Source organism: Amycolatopsis sp. MtRt-6 (assembly GCF_017308975.1).
GTDB lineage: Bacteria > Actinomycetota > Actinomycetes > Mycobacteriales > Pseudonocardiaceae > Amycolatopsis.
On the sequence record NZ_JADWPD010000002.1, the window covers coordinates 503386 to 529466 of the forward strand.

The following is a 26081-nucleotide window of genomic DNA, read 5'->3' on the forward strand; positions in this document are numbered from 1 at the left end:
GCCGGGTGGCGGATCCAGATGTCCACCGCCGTCCCGTCGAGGGACCACGGCCATCAGCACGAACAGGCCGAGCAGGGTGCTCCCCGCCGGTGCCGAAGCTTCCCCCTCGGCACGGGCGATGGCCGCGTCGAGGCCGGCCGTCGGCCGCCGGCATCGGACTCAGTCGCGGCCGGCGGCTTCCGGGTACACGTAGGACCCGGCCCCCTCGTCGAGGGCGAACAACCGCCAGCTCTCGATCCACGGCCCCGAACAGTCCGGGAAGATCTCGAGCCGGATCGGATCGCCGTCGTTCGTGGCCTCGAGGACCACTTCGCCGCCGGGCCCCAGCTTCGCGCCGGTCACCCGGAAGTCGCCTTCGGCGAACCGTCCCGTCAGGAACTCCGCCTGCGCGTCGAACTTCGTGGTGCCGTTCTCGAACGCTTCGTCGCGATCGGTGCCACGGTCACGCGGCCAGTTCATGTCCCGCGATCCGAGCAGGATCACGTCACCGTGCACGACGCGGAACGGGCACTGCGCGTGGATCGTCCAGCCCGTTCCGCCGTCCGGCCGCACCACGACGATCACGATGTTCGCGACCCGCCGGACTTCGGTCAGGCGCAGCCCGCGCAGCGCCTGGACCGCTTCGGTCACCGAGGTCATTCACCACATCCGAACATGCGCAGTCCTTCTCGCAGGATTTCCTGGTACCCGCCGTGCAGCTCACCGATGTTGCGGTGCCAGGCCTGCCGGTCGGCGCTGGTGAGCTCCCGGCCCGTCAGCTGCCGCACCTGCTGCCTGATCCGGTTCCACGCGGAGTCCGCCTGCTCCTGCTGCTTCTCCCGGCTCTTCGACGTGGTGTTGCCGTCGTCGTCGTAGTTGTCGCCCGGATCCCAGTTGCGCAGGACCGAGTCGTCCATGCCGGCGCTGCCGCCGACGGCAGCGTACATCGTGCCGCCCAGGATGACGGCCGCTCCCGCGCCGGCCGCGGCACCGAGGCCGACGGCGGCGACCCCGACCTCCGCGACCCCGACGCCCGCCGCGACGATCGCGCCGCACGGCTCCAGGATCGCGCAGCCGACGCCGCCGATGATCGCGCCGCCGATCGCGAGGCCCCAGCCGAGGCTGTCCCAGAAGCTGAGGCCGGTGCGGTCGGCGTACAGCAACGGGTTGCCGCCGGCGTAGGAGTACGGCGTGCGGGTCGTGTCGAGCAGCGGGTCGACGCTGAGGAACAGCGCGGTCGCGGGGTCGTAGTAGCGGGCGCGGAGGTAGACCAGCCCGGACTCCGCGTCGGTGTACTGGCCCGCGTACCGCAGCGGCGTGCCGGCGGTGCCGGACGCGGTGGCGACGCCGTACGGCGTGTACGTGTAGCGCCCGGCGACGGCCCCGGTGCCGTCGAGCAGCGCCAGCGTCGAGCCGATCTGGTCGTGGACGAACCAGGAGGTCGCCGCCGCGCCGATCTGCTCGATCGGCAGCCGCCCCGGCCCGTAGAGGTAGCTGGTGGTGCCGTCGCTCAGGATGTTCGGCGTGCCGCCGTTGTCCCAGACGAACGTCGTGGTCACGCCACCCGCCGTCTTCGACGTCCGCAGGCCGTTGCCGTCGTAGCGGTAGGTCGCCGACGTCGCCGGCCCGGTGAACGCCGTCAGCCGCGACGCCTGGTCGTAGGCGTAGGTCGCCGAGCCGGCGGTCTTCCGGTTGCCCACGCCGTCGTGGGTCACCGCGGTGGCGCCGGCGGGGGTGGTGGCGCAGGCCGGGTTCGTGACCGTCCCGGCCGCCGACGACCAGCACAGCTGCCCGGCCGCGTCGAACGCCTGCGTGGTGGCCCCGACGGTCGTCGGGTTGTCGGCGGCGTCGGTCGTGTAGGTCGCCGAGCCGTCGGAGGCCAGCTGCTCCTTGGGGTTGTACCCGAAGGTCTGCGACGCCTGACCCACCGTGCGGGTGGCCGGCTGCCCGGCCGGATCACGGCCGTAGGTCGCGGACAGCACGGTCGTGGTGCCGGTGACTGCCGTGGTCGACGTCAGCCTGCCGGTGTCGTCGACGCCGTCGGTGACCGTGGTGCCGTTCGGGTACGTGGTCGTCTTGACCACGCTGTCGTTGTCGTAGCCGAAGGTGGTCTTGTTGCCGTTCCAGTCGGTGACCGTCCTGAGCCGGCCGGCGTCGTCGAAGGTGCGGGCGACCGGGGTGGGGTGGCCGGGGTAGGTGATCGACGTCTGGTTGCCGGCGTCGTCGTAGCCGTACCCGACCGCCGCCCCGGAGCCCTGGGTCTGGGCGGTGACCTCGCCGAAGGTGTCGTAGGTCCACGTCGACGTCCCGGTGCCGTCGGTCATCGACACCCGGTGCCCGTCCGGGTCGTAGCCGTAGGTGACGCCCGGTGTCACGCCGTCGGAGTACTGCACCGACTTCGTCCGCCCCGCCGCGTCGTAGCCGATCGTCGTGACTCGGCCCTGGGCATCGGTGCTGGTCAACACTCGCCCGGCCGGGTCCAGGTGCGACGTGGTGGTGCGGTTGTCCGGATCCGTGCGGGAGTTCTCGCGGCCCTGGCCGTCGTAGCCGTATGTGGTCTTCGCGTTCAGGCCGTTGACGGTGTCGGCGATGGTGCCGTCGGGGTTGTAGCCGGTGATCTGGGTGGTGTTGTCCGGCTGGGTGACCTTCACCCGCTGGCCGGCCGGATCGATCGTCGTGACCGTGGTCCGGTGGTTGGCGTCGGTGGTCGAGGTCTTGTTGCCGTCGGCGTCGTAGGTCGCCGAAGCGGTGTGGCCGAGCGCGTCGGTGGTGGCGGTGACGTTGCCGTGGGCGTCCTGGTGGTAGGTGGTGCAGCCCTTGGCGGGCGGGGTGCAGCCTGGGGCGACGCCGGCCGCGGTGCCATTGCCGTCCACTGTGGACGTCAGCCACCCGGTGCCGGTGTCGTAGCCGGACTGTGTCTTGTCCCCCATCGGGTTCGTCACCGAGACCTTGTCGCCGAAGGCGTCGAAGGCGGTCGTGGTGGTCTTGCCGTCCGGGTCGGCGACGCGGGTCTGGTCCGCCGGGTGCGCGGCGTCGTCGTAGTAGAAGTTCACGGTGCGGACGGGAGCGGGCCCGAAGTTGCCGGTGATCGACTCGACGACGTTGTTCGCCCGGGTGACCGAGGTCGAGGTCAGGTCGAGCACCCCGGCCGCGCCGGCCGGGATATGCCCGGCCTGGTCGTACCCCTCGACGGTGGCGACGCCGTTCGCGTCGATCGTCTCCAGCAGGTTCCCGGCGTCGTCGTAGACCCAGTTCGTGGTGAAGCCGAGGGCGTTCGACTCCGATGTCTTGCGGCCGCGGTCGTCGTAGGTGAACGTCTCCGCCCCGCCGTCGGGGTCGGTCTGCGTGCTGACGCCCAGGGTGACCGGGTCGTAGGTGTAGGACGTCGTACCCGCGTCGGGCGTGCCGTAGCCCTTGGTCTCCGAGACCAGCAGGCCGTTCTGGTAGGTGTCCAGCTTCCGGTGCCCGGCCGGGTCGGTCGTGAGGACCTGGCCCGCGGCCAGCCCGCCGTCCGGGCCGTAGGTGAACGTCGTGGCGTGACCGTTCGGGTCGGTCTGCGTGCGCACCCGTTCGGCGCTGTCGTAGGCCATCGAGGTCACCGCCGACGCCGGGCCGGCGAAGTTGGCCGGGGACCGCATCGACGTCATCAGGTGGTTGCCGTCGTAGGTGTACTTCGCGTGGTCGTCGTCCTTCAACGAGGGCGTCCGGGTCGTGCCCACCCCGTAGACGTCGGTGAGGTTTCCGGTGGCGTCGTAGCCGTAGGTGACCTGGCGGCCGGCCGTGTCGGCGAGACCGGTGATGTGGTTGCCGGTCCAGGTCAGCGTGTACTTGCGGCCCGCGGGATCGGTGATCGTCGCCAGGTGGCCGGAGCCGTCGTAGGCCAGTGTCGTCTGGTACGCCGGAACGGCCTTGCTCCCGGCCCGGTCCGTCTCCGCGGTCAACCGCCCGCCGGCGGCGTCGAACGTGAAGATCGCGGTGCCGCGCCGGGTGTAGACGTAGTTCGAGCCCGTCTTCACCAGGGTGGCGTCGTACCGCGGCGCCGCGGGCGCGTAGGTGCCGTTCGAGAGGGTGAAGGTGACCGCGGACCCGTCCTCCTGCTTCACGGTCACGTTGCCGGTCGTGCCGTCCGTGGCCGCCGTCAGGTTGTAGGAGTACGTCCAGCCCCAGCCGAACGGGCCGTCCGCGGCCAGCGCCTTGTTGGGGCCGTTGAGGTCGGCGATGCCCTCGGCGTAGCTGCGGGCGAAGTTCAGCGCCATGCCGCGGCCGGGCGTGGCGAGGTCGGTGAAGCTGTCGCCGAAGTAGCCGGTCGAGGTGTCGACCGGGTCGCCGGCGGTGCGCTTCGCGCAGCCACAGGCGATGAACGCCGGGTTCGAGCCGCGGGGGGCGTCCTGGATGCCCGGCGGGCCGCCGATCGGCTGGCCCGGCGTGCCACCCTGGGGCACGAACGCGACCGCGTCGAAGGCGACGTCGAAGTCGGAGTAGCCGAAGCCGCCGTTGTCGACCGAGCTGCCGTTGTTGGTCAGGGTGACGTTGCCGCCGTTCTGCATGGCGAACGTGCCGATGGTGACCCACTGCTCGGAGTTCCACGCCTGGTTGACGCGGATCTTCCACGGCGCGACCCCGCCACCGGGGTTGATGGTGTAGACGACGTTCGTCGCCTGCGCGCCGAGGCCGGGCAGGTGCAGCTTGACCTTGTAGTACTGCAGCGACGGCAGGTTCGGCGTCCACACGCCGGTGTTGATCAGCGCCGGGTTCGAGCCGTCCTCGGTGTGGGTGAACAGCACGCGGCCGCCGAGGCCGGTGCCGAGCTGGTGGGTGTCGATCGCGCCGATCGGGTCGCCGGCGGAGTTCGTGCCGTAGGTGTAGGTGAACGTGCCGTTGCTCGACCAGTTCGCGCCGCCGCAGCCCTGCAGGTTCAGCCGGTTCGGCTCGTCGTCGACGATGATCGACCCGCTCGGCACCTTCGCGGTGTCCTGGCTGCACGTCGGCGGGTTCTGCGTCGGGTTCGCCGGTTCGGAACCGCCGGAAACGGCATACGGGCTGGTCGCGCACGTCGTGGCGCAGCTGGGGATCCAGGTCACCGGGTTGTGCCACCAGCACTGGAAGTCGTCGAGCATGCAGTGGCTGGCACCCGGGTTGGACGTGTTGGTGTTGTTCGGGTCGCACTGGTTGGCGGACAGGGAGCACATCGCGGTGTAGGGCGCGGGCTGCACCCAGCTCTGCCCGCCGTTGTACGTCGGCTTCGCGTACGCGGGCTTGCTGTAGCGGATCAGCGGGCTCGCGGTCCAGCCGAGCACGCGCTCCTGGTACGGCCAGCTCGCCGGGTGCGCGGCGTCGGCGTAGGTGTCCTGCAGGTACGGATCGCGGTTGGGCGGGTAGTCGAGGTTGGCCGGGTTGTTGGTCCAGCCCAAGCCCCACGTGCCGTGCGGGCCGGTGCAGGACGGGCCGGGCGTGCAGCCGGTGGTGTTGCCGTTGGCCGCGTTCGGCTGGATGCCCGAGTTGTACGCCCAGGCGGCGAAGTACCAGTTCTCCAGGTAGCGCGGGTCGGCGTTGTTGGCGGTGATCCCGTCGGCGTAGAGCTGGTTCCAGGTGCTCTCCAGGATCTGCAGGCCGGCGGCGATGTTCTCCTGGTAGTCGACCGCGACCTTCCACTGGCCGTGCGCGGACAGCGAGGTGTCGCCGATGTGCATGCCGTCGGTGACCTGGCTGATGCCGTACCCGCAGTCGGAAGCGGCGTAGTCGATCGAGACGATGTCGCCGCCGGCGCCGTAGTAGCTGGCGATCAGCGGGTCGCCCGCGGTGCCGGCGGGCGCGTGCCAGGAGGCCTGCGACCAGTTCGACTCCTGGGCCATGATGCCCTCGAAGATCGACCGCGGCACGGTGTTCGACGCCCCGGCGGGGTGCGACAGCGGGATCAGCGGGAAGTCGCTGTTGGGGGCGTAGGCGACCAGGCCGAGATTGGCGTACCCGGCCGGGCGCGTGTACGCGCTGCCGGTCAGCAGGCCCTGCTCGGCCAGCTGCACCGCCCAGTCGACCTGGGCCGGGCTGGGCTGCATGACCTGACGGTCGGCGTTCAGTGGCGGCACCGCGCACTTCGGCGTCTGCGCCTGGGTGGTGTTCGGCGCGGCCTGGCTCGTGTTCGGCTTTGCCTGGACGGTGTTCGGCGCCGCCTGGGTGGTGGGCGCGGCGTCGGCCTTCGGGCTGAGCCGGCTCTGGCGCGGGGCCTGGGCGGGCTTCGGCGCGGCGGAATACGTGGGCACCTGGGTGGCGGCGGCCTTCGTGGCGGCGGGGACGGCGGGCGCGAGCACCTTGCCCGTCTTCGTCGCGAGCAGGGCGGGCGCGGCCTTCCGGCCGTCGGCGTCCGGGCCGAGCAGCGCGTCGCCGTCCAAAGAGGACGCTTCGGCGCCGTGCGCGAGGGCGCCGTCACCCACGCTGCGCACCCCCGCGGCGGCCAGCGCGCCGGGTGCCGCCGGGGCGGCACCGGAGAGCACGGCGTGCCCGGCGCGGCCCTGGAACAGCTGCACCCGGGTCAGGTCGCCGGAGCCGAGCGTGGTGACCGTGCCGTCGAGCTCGTGCGCGGCGGTCGCGGTGCGCGTGCCCGGCTTGGTGTGCAGGAAGCTGACGCCGCCGTCGGCGGCCGGGCGCACGTCGTAGACGTCACCGGGCAAGGTGGCCACCACGGCGGGCTTTCCCTTGGCGGGCACGGAAACCAGCCGGTTGCCCGTCACGCCGACGACACCACTGGCGGCCGGGACGGCGGAGGTGATCTGCCCGGGCGTGGTGACGTCCGCGTCGATCCTGCCGGTGGCCAGGTTCGCGGTGAGCAGCCGGGTCTGCCCGTCGAGCGCGACGGTGAACACCGCGGTGCCGCCGGTGCCGCAGCCGGGCGAGTAGTACTTGAGGCCGACCCCGCCGGCCAGGGCGCGCACGGCTCCCGTGGCGAGGTCGACGGAGTAGGCGAACGCGCCGTGGTCGCGCGCGGCCTGGGTGTTCACGGCCGAGGCGGGCAGGATCGCGACGGCGGCGTACTTCCCGTCACCGGAGACGCACTGGTAGCCGGTCCACGAACCGTCGTCGAACCCGGCCGGGTGAATCAGCGCCACCTCCTGCCACGCGAATCCGGCCGCCTCCCGGCCGAGCGTGACGTGGTAGCCCTGCGCGTCGCCGTAGCCGTCGACCGCGAGGTCGGCCGACTTCGCCGCGTCCGGCCCGAAATCCGCCGGTTTCGGCGCGGCGGCGGGCTGCGCGGCGGCCGCCGGCGCGGGCGCCGCGGCAACAACAGAAGTGGACGCACCAATCAGTGCGACAATGGCGAGCAAAACCGTCGAAATCCGGAAACCGGACATTCTTCGAGCGCGAACGACCCTACCGGGCACGGCAGATCCTCCCCCTGGACGAGCGGCCACCGGGAGCCCGGGCGCCACGGGAAATCTAACCGGCCACTCCCCGGCGCCCATCACCCATTGGGGTGATATTCGATCCGGGAAACACGCAATCGGACATTACTTTTTCTTGAATTTCTTGATCCGCAATCGGACGATTCCCCGAAATCGCCGGCCATTCTTCATCGCGTGCGGGCGCGCAGGTGCGCGCGTTCCCCCTGGCGGCCGAACAGGATCAGCAGCTCGACCGCCTGGCCGTCGGCGCTGCCGAGCCAGTGCGGGATGGTCGTGTCGAACTCCGCAGCCTCGCCCGGCGGCAGGACCAGGTCGTGCTCGCCGAGGACCAGCCGCAGGTGCCCGTGCAGCACGTACAGCCATTCGTGGCCGTCGTGGGTCTGATGGTCCGGGACCGGTGGCCGGTCCGTGCTGGGGATGATCATCTTGTAGGCCTGCATCCCGCCGGGCCGCCGGGACAGCGGCACGAACGTCATGCCGTGGCGGTGGATCGGGGTGAGGTGGATCCGGGGGTCGCCGGTGCGGGGCGCGCCGACGAGGTCGTCGAGCGGAACGCCGTAGACGCGGGCCAGCGGCAGCAGCAGCTCCAGGCTGGCCCGCCGCTGCCCGCTCTCCAGCCGGGACAGCGTGCTTTCCGACACCCCGGTGCCGGCCGCGACGTCCGCCAGTGTCATCCCGCGGTGCCGGCGCAGCGCCCGCAGCCGGGGGCCGACCGCGTGCAGCACGTCCTCGAAGTCCACCCGGCCATCTTGCCGGAACCGCAAGAAAGCGTGCCGAACCGGCCAGGACCGGGTCAGGGTGGGCCCATGACGGAAACAACCACCGAAGCGTCCCGGTTCTGGGACGGCCACCACACGACCCACGTGCCGGACGGCGAGCCGCGCGCCAACGTCCGCCTCGTCGAGGTCGTCGCCGGACTGACCCCGGGCCGGGCCCTCGACCTCGGGACCGGCGCCGGCGGGGACGCGCTGTGGCTGGCCCGCCGCGGCTGGCGCGTCACCGCGGCCGACATCTCCGCCGTCGCCCTCGCCCGCCTGGACACCCGCGCCCGGGACCTCGGGCTCGCGGACCGGGTCACCACCGAGCGGCACGACCTGGCCGCGACGTTCCCGGCGGGCCGGTTCGACCTGGTTTCGGCGCACTACCTGCACACGTCGTTCCCGCTGCCGCGCGAGCAGGTGCTGCGGCGGGCCGCGGCGGCCCTCTCCCCCGGCGGCCGGCTGCTGGTCGTCGAGCACGGGTCCGCCGCGCCGTGGTCGTGGAACCAGGACCCCGCTGCCTTCCCGGCGCTGGAAGCGCCGTCGCTCGATCCGGCGCAGTGGACCGTCGAACGCGCCGACGCCCTCACCCGGACCGCCACCGGACCCGGCGGGCAGACCGCCGAAGTCGTCGACCACCTCCTGCTCGTCCGCCGCTCCCGCTGAGAGGACCCACGATGCCCCGAACCCGGAGGCGGGACACCCCGCCCCCGCGCACCGGACCGGCCGAAAAGGACGTCCTGCGCGGCTTCCTCGACCACCTGCGGGCCGCCGTCGCCGCCAAGGCCGACGGCGTGCCGGAGCCGCAGGTCCGGACGCCCGGTGTCCCGTCGGGCACGTCGCTGCTGGGTCTGGTCCGGCACCTCGCGCACGTCGAGCGCTTCACGTTCCTCGGCGAAAACACCACCGACTGGCCCGGGACGTTCCGGCCGCGGCCGGAGGAGACCGTCGCCTCGGTCCTGGCGGACTACCGCGCCGCCTGCGCGCGGGCGAACGCGGTCATCGACGCCTGCACCGACCTGACGCGGCCGGTCGCCCGCCCCGGCCGCGACGCGCCGTCGATGCGCTGGGCCCTGGTCCACATGATCGAGGAGACCGGCCGCCACGCCGGGCACGCCGACATCCTCCGCGAGCTGATCGACGGCAGCACCGGCCGCTGACCGCTGACCTGGCATGATCGGACTCCGTGCGGGTACTGCTGGTGGAGGACGACCAGCCGATCGCCGACTCGCTGCGGCGCGGTCTGGTGCGGTACGGCTACGAGGTGACGTGGGTGCGGACCGGCGCGGAGGCCCTGGCCGCCGAGCCCGCGGACATGGTGCTGCTCGATCTGGGACTGCCCGATGTGGACGGTCTCGACGTCTGCCGCGACCTGCGGGCCCGCGGTGACGTGCCGATCATCGTGATCAGCGCGCGGGCCGACGAGGTCGACCGGGTGGTCGGGCTGGAGATCGGCGCGGACGACTACGTGTCGAAACCCTTCGGCGTGCGCGAGGTGATCGCGCGGATGCGGGCGGTGGCCCGCCGGGCGCGGCCGGCCGCCGCCGAGCCGCAGCCGCCCGACGCGCTCGCCGGCGGGCGGCTGGTCATCGACCGGCGGGCGCGGCGGGTCCACGTCGACGGCGCCGAGCTCGCGCTCTCCCCCAAGGAGTACGACCTGCTGGCCTTCCTCGCGGACGCGCCGGGCGCGGCGCTGACCCGCGAGCAGATCATGGAAGCCGTCTGGGACGCCCACTGGTTCGGCCCGACGAAGACCCTGGACGTCCACATCGGAGCGTTGCGCCGCAAGCTCGGCGACGCGGCCGTCGTCGAAACCGTGCGCGGGGTCGGCTTCCGGCTGGTGGTCGCCGGGTGAGCGGGCGGGAGTCGCTGAACCGCCGGCTCGTCGTCAGCTACGTGCTGCTGGTGGCGATCGCGATCGCCGCGTTCACCGTGCCGGTCGCGTTCGTCCTCACCGGCCAGCTGCGCGGGGACGTCGAGACGTCGGTGCGGCGGGAAGCCGACACCGCCGCGCTCCTGCTCTCGGCCGGGGACCTGCCGTCGCGGCAGGCGCTGGCGCGGCTGGCCGAGGCCTACGGCAAGGAGACGCCGGGCCGGCTCGACGCCGTCCTCGCCGACGGCACCGCGCCGGGCCCGCTGCCGGTGCCGCCCGCCGCGGACGACCCGGCCTTCCGCGACGCGCTGGCCGGGCGGGCCACCACCCGGTGGACCCACGCGGCGGCGCTCGACGCCGACGGTCTCGTGCTGGCCGTGCCCGCGCGGGACGCGGCGGGCCGCGTCGCCGGGGCGATCCGGGTCAGCTACCCGTCGGCGCCGCTGGACGCGCGGCAGCTGCAGATCTGGGGTTTCCGGGCGGTGCTCGCGGTCGCGGTGCTCGTCGTCGCCGCGTTCCTCGGCGCGTTCTTCGCCCGGCACCTCACCCGGCCGTTCCGGGAGCTCACCCGGATGGCGGGCCGGCTGCGCGACGGCGAGCTGACCGCGCGTGCCGAGGAGACCGGCCCGGACGAAACCCGCACCCTCGCGCGCACGCTCAACAACGCCGCCGAAACGATCGACACGCTGGTGCGGGCGCAGCGGGCGTTCATCGCCGACGCGTCACACCAGCTGCGCACGCCGCTCACGGCGTTGCGGCTGTCGCTGGACAACATCGCCGACGGCGTGGCCGACGCCGACGTCCACGAAGACGTCGACCAGGCGACGGCCGAGGTGGTCCGGATGAGCGGGCTGGTCAACGGCCTGCTCACCCTGGCCAAGGCCGAGGCGGCGATCGCGGCCCCCGAGCCGGTGCGGGTCGCCGACGTGGTCGCCGGGCGGCTCGCCGTCTGGCGCGCGGTGGCCGCCGACCGCGGCGTCGACCTGCGCCAGGCCGACGCGGACGCGGACCTGCTCGCCATGGTCAGCCCCGGGCACCTCGAGCAGGTGCTGGACAACGTGTTGTCCAACGCCCTGGAAGTCTCCCCCGACGGCGGCGCGGTCACCGTGTCGAGCGGCCGCCGGGAGGGCCACGCCGTGCTGGAGATCGCCGACCAGGGCCCAGGGATGCCCGAGGCCGAGCGGAGCCGCGCGTTCGACCGGTTCTGGCGCGGCCAGGGCCGGACCGGCCCGTCGGGGTCCGGTCTCGGCCTGGCCATCGTGAAGCAGCTGGTCACCGACGACGGCGGCACCGTGTCACTCGGCGACGCCGACGGCGGCGGGCTGTCCGTCCGGATCGCGTTACCCCTCGGGCATCGCTGACGAGTGGTGGTTGACGATCAGCCACTTGCCCTCGCGCAGCTCGTAGACGTAGGTGTAGCGCGCCCGCACCCGCTCGGTCTTGCCGTCCTTGGTCAGCGTGAACTCGTAGACGCCGGTGTTCACCGCGGTGTCGGCGTCGAGGACGTCGACGATCTCGTCCTCGATCACGCCCTGCGGCTTGCTCTGCAGGAACTTCGTGAAGTAGTCCACGATCTCCGCGCGGCTGCGGCGGACCTCGTTCGACACCGTCGGCAGCAGGACGGCGTCCGGCGCGTAGAGATCGGCCACCCGCTGCGGGTCGCCGTTCGCCAGCGCCGCGTTCCACTGCGGGAACAACGCCTCGATCTGCTGCTCGGTGGGCCGTGCCGGAGCGGCCGCCGCACCGGTCGGCGTCGCGGCGGTACCGGTACCGCACCCGGCCGTCACCGCCGCGACCGCCGCGGTCGCCACCACGACCACACCCCACCGTGTCTTGCGCATTTTCGCCTCCTGGACCGGGAATCGCTTACGAATCCACTGTGGAACGGCGACCGGAAGGGGAATTCCAGCGCGTGGACAGGAACGGGGAAAAGTTCGGCCAAGCCGTTCGCTGTGCGAACCACCGGGGAGAGTGCTAATTGATCCGGTATGACCGAATCACCGAACCACCCGCAGTCGCCCGCCTCACTGGGCCAGGCGCCCGCTCCGCCGCGTCCGGGCACGATCGAAGGCGCTTTCTGGGCGTTCATCGCCGCGCCGGTCATCGGGCTGATCGGCGGCCTGCTCATCTTCGCCGACCGGGACCGGATCGCGGCCGGCCTGCGCGACACGGACAGACAACGCGGCGGCAACCTCACCGACGCGCAGCTCGACCAGGTCGTGACCGTCACGATGATCACCGCGGTGGTGATCGCGGTGGTCATCGCCGGGCTGTACCTGCTGTTCGCGTTCAAGCTGCGCGCCGGCCGCAACTGGGCGCGCATCGTGCTGACGGTGCTCGCCGCCCTCCAGCTGCTCTCGGTGCTGACCGGGCAGAGCACGATCGGCGGTTACGTCGCCGTGCTCGCGGCGGTGGTCGGCGTGGTGCTGTCGTTCACGGGGCCGTCGAACGCCTTCTTCGCGGCGGCCAAGGGTCAGCGCTGACCCGGCCGGGGTCAAGCGGCGCCGGGGAAACCGCTCCGTCCGTGGTGGACGACGAACCTCAGCTGTTCCGCATCCGGGCCGTGAGCCGGAGGAACTCGTCGTCGTCTCCGGCGGCCAGCGCGGCGGCGCGGTCGGGGTAGACGTCCAGCACCCGGCTGGCGCCGGTCAGCCGCAGCGCGCGGCTCACCACCGCGTTGCCGCCGGTGACGACGCGGAGCCGGGCGTTCTGGGCGGCGGCGTGGTCGGTGGCCGCGCTCAGCACGCGGACTCCCGCCGCGCCGAGGAAGTGCAGCCCGGCGAGGTCCAGCACGACCGCCCGCGGTTCCCCAGCACCGGCCAGCGCGGCGGCCACCGCCTTCACGACGACGAGGACCGTGCCGACGTCGAGTTCGCCGGCGAAGGTCAGGAGCGCCGGATCGCCGTGCGAGCACAAGACCCGCAGCCGCCCCGTCGGGGAACCGAAGGACGCCACGCGTGAAACACCCCATCTTCGAGACAGACCGGACCCGCGGCTCCTGCACGACCCGCCCGCGCACCAGGCTACTGACGCCGTCCGGCTGATCACAACCCGTGACCGTCGGAGTCGACCTGTTCGTGGGACAATCGGCTCCCGAAGATGGTCGTCGCGCTCGCCGGAGACGGTCCACCTCGCCAGTGAGTTCACAAAGGACCTCAAGGACGTCGTCGTGCCGCCGCGGTGGCGCGCGTCACCGCTATGACGACCGCGATCACCGCCGCGGCGATCCCCGCGCAGCCGAAGGCCCAGCCGAGCCCGGCGGCGTCGGCGACGGGCTGGGCGAGCAGCGGCGAGGCGAACTGGCCGAGGAACAACGCCGACGTCAGCAGCCCGAGGGCCCGGGCGCGCGCCCCCGGGGCGACCGAGGCGACCACCCAGCCGTTGACGGTCGGGTTCAGCAGGCCGATCCCGGCCCCGACGACGACCATCCCGAGCGCGGCGACGCCGAGGGAGCCCGCCGAGCCGAGGAGGACCAGCCCGGCGGCGAACGCGGTGAACAGGACGATCGCCAGCGCCGGGAAGTCCCAGCGGGCCCGCAGCCGCCGGAAGTTCAGGCCCACCAGGGTCATCACCAGGTTGACCGCGGCGATGAGCGCGCCGGTCACGGCCGGGCCCGCGCCGCCGACCTGGCCGAGCCAGAACGGCGCCTGCGTCGGCACGGTGTAGAAGACCACCACCCCGAGGAACATCACCGCGTACAGCCCGAGCAGGCGCGGCTGCCACGGCGACGCGGCCGGGACGTTCCCGGTGTCCGGGTGCGCGGCCGCTTCGGGAACGTACCGGAGCACGAGGAGCAGCAGCGGCAGCGCGAGCAGGTAGACGGCGAACGGGCCGCGCCAGCTCACCGCGGCCAGCAGGCCGCCCAGCAGCAGGGCGACGACGCCGCCGAACCCCATCGCCGCGCCCTGCAGGCCCAGCACCCGGCCGTGTTCGGCGGCGGGGTGGTGGTCGGCGAGCAGGGCCGTCGAGGTCGTCATGACGCCGGCGATCCCGACGCCGAGGAGGGCGCGCCCGGCGAGCAGCCAGGGCAGGGAGTCGAGCACCAGCCCGGAGCCGCCGCCGACGGTGTAGAGCAGCAGGCAGCCGGCGAGCAGCGGGACGCGGCCGATCCGGTCGCCGAGCCGGGCCAGCAGCGGTGCGGCGACCATGATCGCGAGCCCGGGCAGGGTGAGCACCAGCCGGACCAGCAGCTGCGCGTGCGGCTCGGCGGCGAAGTGCCGCTCCATGCCGGGCAGGGCCGGGGTGATGGTGGCGCTGGCCATGATGGTCATGGTGCTGACCGCGAGCAGCGCGGCGAGCACGGACTTCGGCGGCCGCCCGACGTCGGCGAGTGTCATGCCGGCGACGGTAAGACCTCACCTTTGGTCGAGGTCAAGCCCGGCCAGACCCGCTGCCCCGCAACCGGGGCAGCACGGCCAGCCACGCCAACGCCGCCTCGACACTCCCGTGGATCGGCAGCACCCGCGCCAGCCCCAGCACCCGGATCGGCCGCAGCACCGCCCGCCCGTCCGCCGCGATCGCGAACGGCACCCCGCTCACGTGCGCCTCCGATGCCGCCACCAGCAGCTCGGTGATCCCGCCCGCGCCGCAGAACGACACCTGGGACAGGTCCAGCACGAGCGCCCGCGGCGCGAGGTCGATCTCCTCGCCCAGCCGGACCCGGAGCCGGCCCAGGACCGGCAGGTCGATCTCGCCGCGGACCGCGACGGTCGTCGCCTCCGCGGTGGTGGTCACCCGCAGGGTCATCGCGGACGGGACGTCGACGCGAAACCGCGGAGCGGCGATCTGGCCGAGCACACAGACCTCCTCGAAGCGAGGGAAACGCGGGGAGCGGCTGCCGGCTGAACCGCGATGCCCCACACCGTACGCCTCCTCGGCGGCCGGTTCCGCCCCGCCGCCGAATTCGTCGAATTCGGAGTCCGGCGTGCCGAATTCCGGGAATGCGCCGCCGCCGATCCGGATAACGGTTCGGAGATCCAGTCGGCGCAGAAGCCCACCAGCCGTCCGTCTTCTGCTAAAAAGTGCATCGTTTCGTCGACCGACGCAGGGGTATGGGTGGCTTTCGAGGAACAGCTCGTCAACGGGCGGTACCGGCTACTGGGGCACCTCGGCCGCGGCGCGATGAGCCTGGTGTGGCGAGCCCGGGACGAGCGGCTGGACCGCGTGGTGGCCGTCAAGCAGTTCCTGCACGAGCCGGGCGCTGACATCTGCGACCGGGCGATCCGGGAGGCGCGGCTGGCCTCCCGGCTGCGGCACCCGCACGCCGTCGCGGTGTACGACGTGTTCGAAGACGCCGGCTCGATGTACCTGGTCATGGAGTACGTGCCGGCCCGTTCGCTGACCGAGCTGCTCGTCGAGCGGGGCCCGCTGCCGCGGTGCGACGTGGTGAAGCTCGGGCGGCAGCTCGGCGCCGCCCTCGCGGCCGCGCACGCCGACTGGATCCTGCACCGGGACGTCACGCCGAACAACGTGCTCGTCACCGACGACGGCACCGCCCGGATCACCGACTTCGGGGTGTCGCGCGCGCTCGGCGAGCACCCGGCCGCCGACGAGGGCGTCGTCGTCGGCACGCTGCCCTACCTGGCCCCGGAGATCGCCCGGGGCGGCGAGGCGGGCCTGCCGTCCGACGTCTATTCGCTCGGCGCCACGCTCTACACCGCCCTGGAGGGCACGCCGCCGTTCGGCACCAGCGACGACCCGATCGCCCTGCTCCGGCGGATCACCGAGAACCAGCTCACCCCGCCGGCCCACGGCGGCCCGCTGACCGCCGTGCTGATGCGGATGCTCGAACGCGACCCGGCCGCGCGCCCGACGATGCAGGAGGCGGTCGACCTCCTGGCCGCCGTCGGCAGACCGGTCCCGCCCGCGGTTCCCCGCCGGTCCCGGCTCCGCCGTGCCGCGGTGACCGGCGCCGCCGCGTGCCTGACGTCGATCAGCGTGGCGGCCGGCCTCGCCCTCGCCGACCGGCCGGGGACCACCGCTGCGGCCCCCGTCGAGCACCCGCCGACGACCGTCACCGCGGACCGCACCGTCCACAGCACCACCACGGCCGCCGCCCCGGTACCGGCCCGCGCCTCCGACGGTCCGGCGCGGCGCCCGACCTCGTCCGCACCGGCGGCACCGCCCGAGACCGCGGGCTGCACCGCGCGTTACGAGGTCGTGAGCGCCTGGCCGGGTGGCGCCCAGGCACAGGTCACCGTGCGCAACGACCGGCCGACGCGGCTCACCGGCTGGATCGTGACCTGGGTGCTGCCCGGCGGCGCCGGCATCCGCGACCTGTGGAACGGCACCCTGACTCAGCGCGGTTCCGCCGTGACGGTCACCGACGCGGGCTGGAACGCCCTCGTCGAGCCGGCGGGCTCGGCGTCGTTCGGGCTGAACCAGGACATCACGGCGGGCCTGCCCGCCGTGCCGGCCCTCAGCTGCCGGACGAACTGATTCGTTATCGTTCCGTCACAACCGGATCCGCATTTCTTCCGTAGCGACCGGTTTCGTTTCCGGCATCCGGAACGAATACGTCGAACGCTTTTTCCTGCACCCACCCAGGTGAGTGAATTGGGCCGACGGGCCGAACTGCGTGCCCGCGCCGGCCGTGTCCCCTGATGACGGAAGCGACAGAGGGGAGCGTGCCCGTGCACGAAGGGGCAGTGATCGCCGGCCGGTACCGCGTGCTGGGCCGGGCGGGTCACGGCGCGATGGGGACCGTGTGGCGGGCGAAGGACGAACGGCTCGACCGCCTGGTCGCGATCAAGCAGCTCTTCCCCGACTCCCCCGCCGACCCGGCGGCCGCGGAACGCACGCGCGAGCGGACGATCCGGGAGGCCCGGGTCACCGCCCGGCTGCGCCACCCGCACGCGGTCGTCGTGTACGACGTCGTCGAGCAGGGGGCCGCCGCCTACATCACGATGGAGTACCTGCCGGCCCGCACGCTCACCGACCTGCTGGAGGAACAGGGGCCGCTGGTGCCGGAGTACGTGGCGGAACTGGGCGCCCAGCTCGCCTCGGCACTGGCCGCGGCGCACGCGGAAGGCGTGGTGCACCGCGACATCAGCCCGAACAACGTCCTCGTCACCACCGAGGGCACGGCCAAGATCACCGACTTCGGCGTGGCCCACGCACGCGGGGAGGGCACCGCCACCGGCCGCGGCCTGGTCGTCGGCACGCCGGCCTACCTCGCGCCGGAGGTCGCCGACGGCGACGAACCCGGCTTCCCCTCCGACGTCTACTCCCTCGGCGCGACGCTCTACACCGCCCTCGAAGGGCGGCCGCCGTTCGGCACCGACGAGAACCAGCTGGCCCTGCTCAAGCGCGTCGGCGGCGGCCAGATCACCCCGCCGGCCACGAGCGGCCCGGTCACCGACGTCGTCGTCCGGCTGCTTCACCGGGATCCGGCCGCCCGCCCCGCGATGGCCGGGGCGGCCCGGTTGCTGACCCGCGCCACCGCGCCGGGCGTGGCCCCCGTGGTGACGCCGGCCGACGCCGAGCCGGTACCCACCCGGCGACGTCGCTCGCGGGTGGCCTTCGCCGGGACGGCGCTCGTGCTGACGGCGGCCGCCGTCGTCGCGGCGACCACCATCCCACCCGGCCGGGAGCCCGAAAGCGCCGCGGCCCAGCTCGCGTCGGCGCCGTCCAGCACCCCGGCCACCGGCCCGGTCGCGGCCGAACCCGCCCGCTGCGCCGCGCGCTACCAGGTGGTGAAGTCGTGGGCCGGCGGCTTCCAGGGGCTGGTGACCGTCCGCAACAGCGGGCAGGCCCAGGTCCGGGGGTGGACGGTCAGCTGGGCGACGCCGGCCGGGACGAGCATCGACGACCTGTGGAACGGCAGGCTGGTGCGGACCGGCGCGACGTCGGTGATCGTGAACGCCGAGTGGAATGCGGAGCTGAAGCAGGGCGAATCGACCACCTTCGGCTTCATCGCCCTGGCCCGCGGGGGCAACCGCGGGATGCCGGTGACCGAGTGCAGACCGGGGGAATGAATCGGCGTCCAGCCGTTTCGCCCCACCCGACGAAGGTGGCTTGACCAGCGCCGTTGCCCGGCATTAAGGTCAACGTCCACCCCTTCTTGTTAGCGCTAACTTCCGACCGGACAACGGATCGGACAATGGGTCTCGAGAAAGTCCTCACCAAGATGACGAAATTCCGCGACGTGGCGGACGAACCGTCCGGCGGCGGCCGCGGCGCGGTCACGATCACCGACGTGGCGAACGCCGCCGGTGTCTCGGCGAGCACCGTGTCGTACGTGATCACCGGGAAGCGGACGATCTCCCCCGCCACCCGGCGGCGGGTCGAAGAAACCATCCGGGCCCTCGGCTACCGGCGGCGCAGTGGCTCGCCCGCCCCGCGCGCGGGCGTCATCGCGGTGGCGGTGCCGCTGCTCGGCGACCGGCAGCTGGGCCTGGAGATGGAGTTCTTCTCCGCGGCCGCGGGCGCGGCCCGCGAACTCGGGTTCGACCTGCTCCTGGTGACCGACGACGAAGGCACCGCGGGCCTGCACCGGGTGACGTCGGCCGCGCTGGCCGACGCGGTGATCGTGCTGGACGCCGGCGAGGACGACCCGCGCGTGCCCGTCCTGCTGGCCTCCGGTCGCCCGGCGGTGCTGGTCGGCGCGCCGGGGCGGCACCGCGGGCTGGCGTCGGTGACGCTCGACTTCGCCCCGGCCGGCCGCGCCTGCCTCGACCGGCTCGCCGACCTCGGCCACCGGTCGATCGCCCACCTCGCGCCGTCCGCGACGCAGCCGGGCCACCGGCTCCGGTACCTGAAGGGCTTCGCGGAGAGCGCCCGGGCCACCGCCGCGGAGCGCGGCGTGGCCACGGTTTCCCGGCCGTGCGCGCCGACGGCCGAAGACGTCGCCCGCTGCCTGGACGAGCTGTTCGCCGACGGCGGCCCGACCGCGCTGGTCGTGCACGACGAAGCGGTCCTCCCCCTCGTCACGACCGCGCTCGGGCAGCGCGGGCGGCAGATCCCCGGTGACGTCTCGGTCGTCGCGGTCTGCTCGGACACCGTGGCGGGACAGCAGCGGATCCGCCCCACCGCGGTGGTGATCCCGGCGGCCGAGCTCGGCGCGCTGGCGGTCCGGCGGGCGGTGCGCCAGCTCGACGGCGGGCCTGCCGCCGACCCCGAGGTCGTGTTCCCCCGGCTCGCCGAGGGCGAAAGCACCGCGGCCACCGCGCGGGAAGAGGTGCCGCTGCCGCGCGGGTGAGAATTCGCGGAAAATCGAACCCGTCGCGCCGGACGGCCGTATTTCCTTTCGAGGGTCCGTCGACGTCGACAGGGGATTACGGGTGGCAGCGAAAAAGGGAGCATTGGCCGGGCGGTACCGGCTTCTCGAACCGGCCGGCCACCATCCCGGCGGCGCGGCGTGGCGGGCCAGGGACGAATTGCTCGACCGGTTCGTCGTCGTCGAACAGCTGCCGCCGGGGTGCCCGTTCGACGCGGCCCATTCCGACCGCGTCCGGGCCAAGGCGATCCGCGACGCGCGGGTGGCGGTCCGGCTGCACCACCCGCACGTGGTCGTCGTGCACGACGTCTTCGAGCACGACCTCACCCCGTACGTGGTGACGGAGGACCTGGCGACCCGCACGCTGGCCGAGCTGGTCGAGCGGCGCGGGAGCTTCCCACCGGACCGCGTCGCGGCACTCGGCGCTCAGCTGGCGTCGGCGCTGGCGGCCGCGCACGCGGCGGGCATCCGCCACCGCGGGCTGGGCCCGGACAAGGTACTCCTCACCGCGGACGGGACGGCCAAGATAGCCGGCTTCGGCCTGGGCACCGGCGGCTTCCCGGCCCCGGAAGTGGCCGGCGGCGCGAGCCCGGGATTCGCCGCGGACGTCTATTCCCTCGGTGCGACGTTGTATTTCACGCTCGAGGGGCGCGTGCCGGGCACGGCCGTCCCGCCGCGGGCGAGCGGCCCGGTCCTCGACGCCCTGCTGCCGCTGCTCCGGCCCGAACCGGCCACCCGCCCGTCGATGGCCGAAGCCGAGCGGACGCTCACCGACCTGGCGGTCTCCCGTCCCGTGGCGGTCGCGGAGCCCCGGAGCGGCCGGTCCCGCACCCGGGTCCTGGTGACGGGCACGGTGCTGGTGGTGGCGCTCGGCACGGCGGTGACGACCCGCGCGGCCTTCCGCCGCCTCACGACCTGACCCAAGCACCCCAATGTGGCGTTCGGTGCATCTCACGCACCCAATGTGGCGTTCGGTGCGTTGGACGCAACGAAGGCCACATTGGGGCGCCGGTGACCGGCGGCCCGCGAGCTACCTCGACGGCACGTAATAGCTGCCGTACTGCGGGGAGAAAACAGTCGGTGGTGGCGGGGCCGCCGTTTCGGTGACCGTCCGGGTGCCGGCGAAAGTGATCTGGCCCGGCGCCGCCGGGCCGCGGACCGACGGCGGCTCCGGTTCGTCGGAAACCACGAACGAAATCACCGCGAACGCGCTCAGTGCCGCCACTCCCGCCGCGCCCGCGAGCAGCCAGCGCGTGACGTGGTCGGGGCGCCGTACGCCCGGGACCGCCGCCGCCGGGCCGCGGGTGTCCGCCGGAGGCCGCGCGGAATTCTCCGCCTGGCACCGCTGAATCAATTCCTGGACCGAAATCTGCCGCCTGGTCGCAGGCGCCGTCGGGCGCGTCAACCGAACCACCTCCGATTCCCCACATGCGAACTCTCGCATGTCCCGTCGCGGAGACTAGGAGGTGATCCACTTCTTGTAAATCCCACGATCGCGATCCGGTCGTTATCGCTTCGATACAACCGGATCCGCATTTCGGCCGTAGCCCGAAAGAAACGCCGGTGAATTCGACGATTTCACTGTGCCACGGATTCCGCCGCACCCCCGCAGGATTCGCGCACCACGAGCGTCGGCCAGAGCTGGAGCCGGTGCACGGGCCGCCCGGCCGGGTCGGCGAGCCGGGCCAGCGCGAGCTCGGCGGCCACCGCGCCGAGCCGGTGCTTCTGCGGGCACACCGCGGTCAGCGGCGGGTCGGACGCCGCCGCGACCTCGTCGTCGTAGGAGACCACCGCCAGCTCACCGGGCACCGCGATGCCGCCGTCGCGGGCCCGCTCGATCAGGCCGATGGCCTCGCGGTCGGCGTGCACCAGCAGGGCGTGCACGCCCGCCCGGCGGCAGCGCGCCAGCAGCGTGTCGTACTCCGCCGCCCAGCCCGGGGAGCCGTAGACCGGGACGTCGAGATCGAGCGCCGTGTCCAGGCCGAGGGAGCCGATCGTCTCGCGCCAGCCGGTGCGCAGCGCGCGGCTGGTCGGGCTGGACCGCGACGTCACCAGCCCGACCCCGCGGTGGCCGAGGGAAACCAGGTGCCGGACGGCCAGCCCGGCACCGAGCGCGTGCGCGGTCGTGGCCGCGTCCAGCGCCAGGGTGGGCAGCTCCGGCGGCGGGACGCGCTCGACGAGGACCACCGGGACGTTCAGCGAGCCCAGCCAGCGCAGCAGGTCCAGCGCACCACGCCCGCTGGTGGCCGGCGCGACCAGCAGCGTCTGCACGCCGCGTTCGAGGAGCTTGGTGATCTGACGGCGGTCCTCCGCCGCGTCGTAGCTCGACGCGCGCAGCACCAGCCGCCCGCCCGCCGCGGCCACGGTGGACTGCGCGCCCTGGACCACGGTCGGCCAGTAGTACTCCACCGACGGCGCGACCATGCCGACCAGCGCGCCGGGCACGGCCGGCCCGAACACCGACGCGGCACGCCCGGGCTCGGGGTGGCTGCCGCGGGGCCGGGTCAGCGTCACCCCGCCGTGCACGCGCGTCAGCAGCCCGCGGTCGGCCAGCTCGGTGACGTCCCGGCGGACGGTGACCGCGGTGACGCCCAGCCGCTCGACCAGCTCGGTGAGCCGGACCGCTCCGTGTTCACGCACCAGGGAAAGGATCAACTGGTGCCGTTCCGACGCGAGCATCACCGGACCCGCTCCAGCCGGACCCGCGCCGGGCCGTCGCGCACCACCAGGGTCAGCCGGGCCAGGTGTTCGCCCCAGGAGGCCCGCAGCAGCGGGTCTTCCAGCGGACGGCGTTCGAGCTCCGCGGTGGTGTGCCGGGGATCCCAGCTCAGCCGCAGCACCCCCGACACGACCGCTTCGCCGTCGCCCAGCTCGACGTCGCCCGCGAGCACGTGCCGGAGCCGGACCGGCCGGACGCTGTCGTCGTCGGTCACCAGGACATGGGGGTGCGGGGACCGGACCAGCCGCACGGACCGGTTCCAGCGCGCCACACCCGGGTACGCCCCGGCGAGGTCGGCGGACAGCGTGGCCGCGGCAGCGGTCAGGTCCACCCGGACGTGGCGAGCGCCGAAGGCTTCGCCCGGCTCCTGACCGGCCCCCGGCTCGGGTACGTTGTGCCATTCGCTGCGCAACGGCCAGGCCTCGTAGCGGTCCGGGCCGAAGCTGGCCGCGGTGTAGGTCGGCTGGCCGACGTCGGCCACCACCGGCACGCCGTCGACCGCCACCCAGTAGGACCCGACGTCGAGGTGGTTGTGCCGTTCCCCGTTGTGCCCGGCCTTGACCGCGACCGTCAGCCCGCGCGGCGTGCCCGCCGTCTCCCGGGCGACGAGCACCTGCACCCGCGGCAGCCATTCCTCGCGCGTCAGCCAGGTGGCTTCGGGTTCCGTCGCCAGCGCCTTCCGCCAGTCCGCGTCGGCCAGGCCGGACAGGGCGCGGCCCAGCCCGGCCGACGGCCACACGGGCCGCCCACCGGCGCGCGCCCGGCTCACCGCGTGCGCGCGGACGTCGTCGTCGCCGAGCCGCTCGCCCCAGCGGTGCAGGACGTGCCACGGCTGGGCCGGCGACAGGCGGGCCGGGGCGTCGCCGGCGTTGACGTAGGCGTCGCCGCCCAGGTGCATCCGGTGCGGGAAGCGGATCAGCGGGGCCAGTACCGGAAGGTCACGCACGTCGACGCCGGTCGCGTCGGCCAGCAGGTCGAGGCACTCCAGCAGGCGGCAGGCGCCGTGCCACCAGTACGCGACGCCCTCGTCGATGCCGCCGTCGTCGGGCAGCACGGCGACGTAGTGGTCGAGGCCTTCGACGACCAGCGCCACGAGCCGCGAGCGCCGCTCCTCGTCGTCGACGAGCAGCACCGCGGCCGCGAGGACGGCACTGTGGATCCACGGGTTCCAGTTGTGCGCGTCGCCGGCCAGGCCGAGCCAGTGCCAGTCGCGGATCCGCTCGAACGGCGTCAGGACGCGGAGCTCGACCTCGCGCCGCAGCCGCCGGCGCAGGCCGGGGGCGCGGACGTCGAAGTGCGGGCCGAGGACCTGGTCGGCCCAGGCGAACAGCGACGCGACCTCGGCCGCGCCCAGGTCGAGGAACGGGTCGTCGGGATCGGCCAGCACCTCCGCGCGGCCGGCCGCGTGCCGGTCGTGGGGCGCCCAGCACCAGGTGGTCGCTTCGGCCAGCGCGACCAGCCCGTCGACCGCACCGTCCAGAAAGGACTCCTCGCCGGTCAGCACCGCGGCGAGCACCAGCGTGGTCACGCGTTCGCGCAACTCGCGGGCGGCATCTTCGTAGTCGGTACGGACGCCGTCGCGGAACGTGCGGGCCCACGCCGTCGCCGTGAGCACCGGGGCCGGCCGCGCGAGCACGGCATGGGCGTCGGCGAGCACCGCGGCGCCGTCGGCCGCGGCCCAGACCTGCCGGTCACGGACGTCGGGGAAGGCCGGCCGCCGCACCGGACGGCCGTCGAAGAACACGCGCAACACAGGAGCACCTTCGATCCTGATCGTTTGTGATCGCTTTTGACCTCAATTGTTGACTCGAACTATGGCACACCCCGACAGTGACAGCCATCACTTCGACGGAGGAGCAATGACGCTTCCGGGATCGGCGGGCCTGAACCGCCGGACATTCATCACGGCCACGGCCGGGCTCGCGGCCGGCGGGCTGCTCGGCGGCTGCGCGTCGGCGACGACCACGGCGTCGGGCGCCACCCGCGTGCGGATCTGGTCCTGGCTCACCGGCATGGACAAGTACGTCGCCGCGTTCAACGCCGCGCACCCGGACATCGCGGTGGAGCTCAACGTGATCGCGGCCGGTCTCAAGGGCGGGTACGCCCAGCAGACGAACGCGCTGCGCGCCCACAACGCCCCGGACATCCTGCACGCCGAGTACCAGGGCCTGCCGCAGCTGCTCACCACGGGCGGGCTGCGCGACCTGACCGACGACATGGCGGACCTCGAACGCGGCTACTCCCCCGCGGCCTGGCAGGGCGTCCGGCCCGGCGGGCGCACCTGGGCCGTGCCGATGGACCTCGCCCCGATGGTGCTCTACTACCGCAAGGACCTGTTCGACCGGCACGGCATCGCGGTGCCGCGCACGTGGGCCGAGTTCCGCGCCGCGGCGCAGGCCGTGAAGCAGGCCGACCCGGCGGCGCGCGTGACGACGTTCCCGCTCAACGATGGCTCCTTCTTCGCCGGGATGTGCTGGCAGGCAGGCGATCCGTGGTGGCGGGTCGACGGCGGCTCGTGGCGGGTGAACATCAGCGGCGAAGGCACGCTGCGCACCGCCGACTACTGGCAGGGCATGATCCGCGACGGCCTGGTCGCCACGGCCCCGACCGGCGACCAGGACTGGATCGGCGCCATGCACACCGGACGGCTCTGGGGCCTGCTCGGCGCGTCCTGGAGCGTCGGTTCGCTGGTGAAGTCCATCCCGCAGGACAAGGGCCGGTGGGCGGTCACCACCATGCCGACCTGGGACGGCGTCCGGGCCAACGGCGTGCAGGGCGGCAGCGCGTTCGCCGTCTCCGCCGAAAGCAAGGTTCCCGACGCCGCCGTGAAGTTCCTGCGCTGGCTGAGCACCGACCCGGCCGTCGCGAAGATCGGCACCACGTTCACCACGCCCTTCCCCGGCTACCTGCCGAGCCGGGACGTCGCCCGGCAGGCGTACAAGGGCGGCTACTTCCTCGGCGCCCCGGTGTACGACGTGCTCGACGAAGCCGCCCTGCGGGTCCCGGACTGGACGTGGGGACCCAACGCCCTGCGGATCTTCTCCACCGTCGTCGACCGGATGAGCGGGGTGAAAACGGGCGGCTCGACACTGGCCACCGCCGTCCGGCAGACGCAGGCCGACGCCGTCGCCGCGCTGCGCGAGCGCGGGTTGACCGTGCTGGAAGGGAAAGCGTGATGACCGTCCTCACCCCCGAACGCGCCGCGAGCGTCCCGGCCCCGCCCGGGGCCGGCGTCCCGGCAGGCGGCCGCCGTGGCCGCGGCCGCGCCGGCCTGGTGCTGGCGGCCCCGTTCGCGGTCCTGCTGACCGCCACGGTGCTCGTCCCGATCGGCTACGCGCTCTACCTCAGCCTGTTCACCGACCGGCTGTCCGGCCTGGGGTTCTCCGGCCCGAGGCAGGCGTTCATCGCGCTCGGCAACTACGTCGACGTGGTGACCGACAGCGCGTTCCACGCGAGCCTCGGCAACGTGGCGCTGTTCGTGCTGGTGCACATCCCGATCATGCTCGGCCTGGCGCTCGTGCTGGCCCTGCTGATCGACTCCGCCGTCGTGCGGCTGCGGCGGTTGTGGTCGCTGTCGGTCTTCCTGCCCTACGCGGTCCCGACCGTGATCACCGGGCTCATCTGGGCCTACCTCTACAGCCCGAACTCCGGGCTGACCGCGCTCCTGCCGTTCGACCCGCTGGGCAAGACCGGCATCCTGCCTTCGATCGTGAACATCGCGACCTGGCAGTGGGTCGGCTACAACATGATCATCTTCTACACCGCGCTGCAGGCGGTGCCGCGTGACGTCCTCGAAGCGGCGCGCGCCGACGGCGCCGGGGGCTTCCGGACGGCCTTGTCGATCAAGGTGCCGATGATCCGGCCGACGATGTTCGTCGCCCTCGTGTTCACCGTCATCGGTTCCCTGCAGCTGTTCACCGAACCCCTGGTGCTGCGCGGGTTCACCGGTTCGGTGACGAGCACCTGGTCTCCGAGTCTTTATGTGTACGAAGCCGCGTTCATCGCCAACGACTACGGCCGCGCGGCCGCCGCGTCCGTGCTGCTGGCCCTCGTTTCCGCCCTGCTCTCGGCGCTGGTCATGCGCCTGTCCGCCCGGAGGTCCCGGTGACGCTGTCCCCTGCCGCTTCGCGGTGGACAT

The 26081-nt window shown here is 73.2% G+C and carries 21 protein-coding genes; 11 read left to right on the top strand and 10 right to left on the bottom strand.

Annotation, left to right across the window (positions count from 1 at the left end; translation table 11 throughout):
- Nucleotides 1-159: 159 nt before the first annotated feature.
- The 3 genes from I4Q55_RS05920 to I4Q55_RS05930 all read right to left on the bottom strand — a co-directional run bounded on the left by I4Q55_RS05920 (nucleotide 160) and on the right by I4Q55_RS05930 (nucleotide 8116).
- Entirely contained in the window at nucleotides 160-639 is a 480-nt protein-coding gene (locus I4Q55_RS05920) for a hypothetical protein (RefSeq protein WP_206784965.1), read from the bottom strand.
- The gene (locus tag I4Q55_RS05925) at nucleotides 636-7325 is read right to left on the bottom strand and encodes an RHS repeat-associated core domain-containing protein (protein ID WP_206784966.1); all 6690 of its coding nucleotides are present in this window, start codon (nucleotides 7323-7325) and stop codon (nucleotides 636-638) included. The genes I4Q55_RS05920 and I4Q55_RS05925 overlap by 4 nt, the downstream gene beginning before the upstream one ends.
- 218 nt (nucleotides 7326-7543) lie before the next feature.
- Entirely contained in the window at nucleotides 7544-8116 is a 573-nt protein-coding gene (locus tag I4Q55_RS05930) for an XRE family transcriptional regulator (RefSeq protein WP_307793130.1), read from the bottom strand.
- Between the two features lie 66 nt (nucleotides 8117-8182).
- On the opposite strand from I4Q55_RS05930, the gene I4Q55_RS05935 reads away from it, so the two are divergent.
- Genes I4Q55_RS05935 through I4Q55_RS05950 form a run of 4 tightly spaced genes read left to right on the top strand, consistent with a single transcriptional unit; the run spans nucleotide 8183 to nucleotide 11368 of the window.
- Nucleotides 8183-8800 (top strand): cyclopropane-fatty-acyl-phospholipid synthase family protein, encoded by a 618-nt coding sequence (locus tag I4Q55_RS05935; protein ID WP_206784968.1) that lies wholly within the window; start codon nucleotides 8183-8185, stop codon nucleotides 8798-8800.
- Between the two features lie 11 nt (nucleotides 8801-8811).
- Complete coding sequence (locus I4Q55_RS05940) at nucleotides 8812-9294, top strand: DinB family protein (RefSeq protein WP_206784969.1); 483 nt, start codon at nucleotides 8812-8814, stop codon at nucleotides 9292-9294.
- 26 nt (nucleotides 9295-9320) lie between these two features.
- Nucleotides 9321-9989, top strand: coding sequence for a response regulator transcription factor (locus I4Q55_RS05945; protein WP_206784970.1), 669 nt, complete (start codon nucleotides 9321-9323; stop codon nucleotides 9987-9989).
- A complete protein-coding gene (locus I4Q55_RS05950) occupies nucleotides 9986-11368 on the top strand; it encodes a HAMP domain-containing sensor histidine kinase (protein WP_206784971.1) in 1383 nt (460 codons plus the stop codon). Before I4Q55_RS05945 ends, I4Q55_RS05950 begins: the two co-directional genes overlap by 4 nt.
- On the opposite strand, the gene I4Q55_RS05955 is transcribed toward I4Q55_RS05950, so the two are convergent.
- Nucleotides 11348-11848: an SgcJ/EcaC family oxidoreductase gene (locus I4Q55_RS05955; RefSeq protein WP_206784972.1), complete on the bottom strand. Its 501-nt coding sequence runs from the start codon at nucleotides 11846-11848 to the stop codon at nucleotides 11348-11350. The genes I4Q55_RS05950 and I4Q55_RS05955 overlap by 21 nt on opposite strands.
- 147 nt (nucleotides 11849-11995) lie before the next feature.
- Between I4Q55_RS05955 and I4Q55_RS05960 the strand changes: the two genes are divergently transcribed.
- Entirely contained in the window at nucleotides 11996-12490 is a 495-nt protein-coding gene (locus I4Q55_RS05960; RefSeq protein ID WP_206784973.1) for a hypothetical protein, read from the top strand.
- A 58-nt stretch (nucleotides 12491-12548) separates the two neighbouring features.
- Here I4Q55_RS05960 and I4Q55_RS05965 read toward each other — a convergent pair whose 3' ends face one another.
- The 3 genes from I4Q55_RS05965 to I4Q55_RS05975 form a co-directional block, all read right to left on the bottom strand.
- The gene (locus tag I4Q55_RS05965; protein ID WP_206784974.1) at nucleotides 12549-12962 is read right to left on the bottom strand and encodes an STAS domain-containing protein; all 414 of its coding nucleotides are present in this window, start codon (nucleotides 12960-12962) and stop codon (nucleotides 12549-12551) included.
- Between the two features lie 200 nt (nucleotides 12963-13162).
- The gene (locus I4Q55_RS05970; protein ID WP_206784975.1) at nucleotides 13163-14344 is read right to left on the bottom strand and encodes an MFS transporter; all 1182 of its coding nucleotides are present in this window, start codon (nucleotides 14342-14344) and stop codon (nucleotides 13163-13165) included.
- 34 nt (nucleotides 14345-14378) lie between these two features.
- The gene (locus tag I4Q55_RS05975) at nucleotides 14379-14804 is read right to left on the bottom strand and encodes an STAS domain-containing protein (RefSeq protein ID WP_206784976.1); all 426 of its coding nucleotides are present in this window, start codon (nucleotides 14802-14804) and stop codon (nucleotides 14379-14381) included.
- A 258-nt stretch (nucleotides 14805-15062) separates the two neighbouring features.
- Between I4Q55_RS05975 and I4Q55_RS05980 the strand changes: the two genes are divergently transcribed.
- The 4 genes from I4Q55_RS05980 to I4Q55_RS05995 all read left to right on the top strand — a co-directional run bounded on the left by I4Q55_RS05980 (nucleotide 15063) and on the right by I4Q55_RS05995 (nucleotide 20143).
- Complete coding sequence (locus I4Q55_RS05980; protein ID WP_206784977.1) at nucleotides 15063-16445, top strand: serine/threonine-protein kinase; 1383 nt, start codon at nucleotides 15063-15065, stop codon at nucleotides 16443-16445.
- Between the two features lie 164 nt (nucleotides 16446-16609).
- A complete protein-coding gene (locus tag I4Q55_RS05985; protein WP_206784978.1) occupies nucleotides 16610-17983 on the top strand; it encodes a serine/threonine-protein kinase in 1374 nt (457 codons plus the stop codon).
- A gap of 125 nt (nucleotides 17984-18108) precedes the next feature.
- On the top strand, nucleotides 18109-19206 hold the full coding sequence (locus I4Q55_RS05990; RefSeq protein ID WP_206784979.1) for a LacI family DNA-binding transcriptional regulator: 1098 nt from the start codon (nucleotides 18109-18111) through the stop codon (nucleotides 19204-19206).
- Between the two features lie 82 nt (nucleotides 19207-19288).
- Entirely contained in the window at nucleotides 19289-20143 is an 855-nt protein-coding gene (locus I4Q55_RS05995; RefSeq protein WP_307793131.1) for a protein kinase, read from the top strand.
- 111 nt (nucleotides 20144-20254) lie between these two features.
- On the opposite strand, the gene I4Q55_RS06000 is transcribed toward I4Q55_RS05995, so the two are convergent.
- The 3 genes from I4Q55_RS06000 to I4Q55_RS06010 all read right to left on the bottom strand — a co-directional run bounded on the left by I4Q55_RS06000 (nucleotide 20255) and on the right by I4Q55_RS06010 (nucleotide 23696).
- Complete coding sequence (locus I4Q55_RS06000) at nucleotides 20255-20578, bottom strand: hypothetical protein (protein ID WP_206784980.1); 324 nt, start codon at nucleotides 20576-20578, stop codon at nucleotides 20255-20257.
- 224 nt (nucleotides 20579-20802) lie between these two features.
- Entirely contained in the window at nucleotides 20803-21903 is a 1101-nt protein-coding gene (locus I4Q55_RS06005) for a substrate-binding domain-containing protein (RefSeq protein ID WP_242545317.1), read from the bottom strand.
- Entirely contained in the window at nucleotides 21903-23696 is a 1794-nt protein-coding gene (locus tag I4Q55_RS06010; protein WP_206784982.1) for a heparinase II/III family protein, read from the bottom strand. Before I4Q55_RS06010 ends, I4Q55_RS06005 begins: the two co-directional genes overlap by 1 nt.
- A gap of 106 nt (nucleotides 23697-23802) precedes the next feature.
- Here I4Q55_RS06010 and I4Q55_RS06015 point away from each other — a divergent pair, with 106 nt between their 5' ends.
- Together I4Q55_RS06015 and I4Q55_RS06020 are read left to right on the top strand one after the other, a co-directional pair.
- Nucleotides 23803-25119, top strand: coding sequence for a sugar ABC transporter substrate-binding protein (locus I4Q55_RS06015; RefSeq protein ID WP_206784983.1), 1317 nt, complete (start codon nucleotides 23803-23805; stop codon nucleotides 25117-25119).
- A complete protein-coding gene (locus I4Q55_RS06020; RefSeq protein WP_206784984.1) occupies nucleotides 25119-26051 on the top strand; it encodes a carbohydrate ABC transporter permease in 933 nt (310 codons plus the stop codon). Before I4Q55_RS06015 ends, I4Q55_RS06020 begins: the two co-directional genes overlap by 1 nt.
- The last annotated feature ends 30 nt before the right edge of the window (nucleotides 26052-26081 follow it).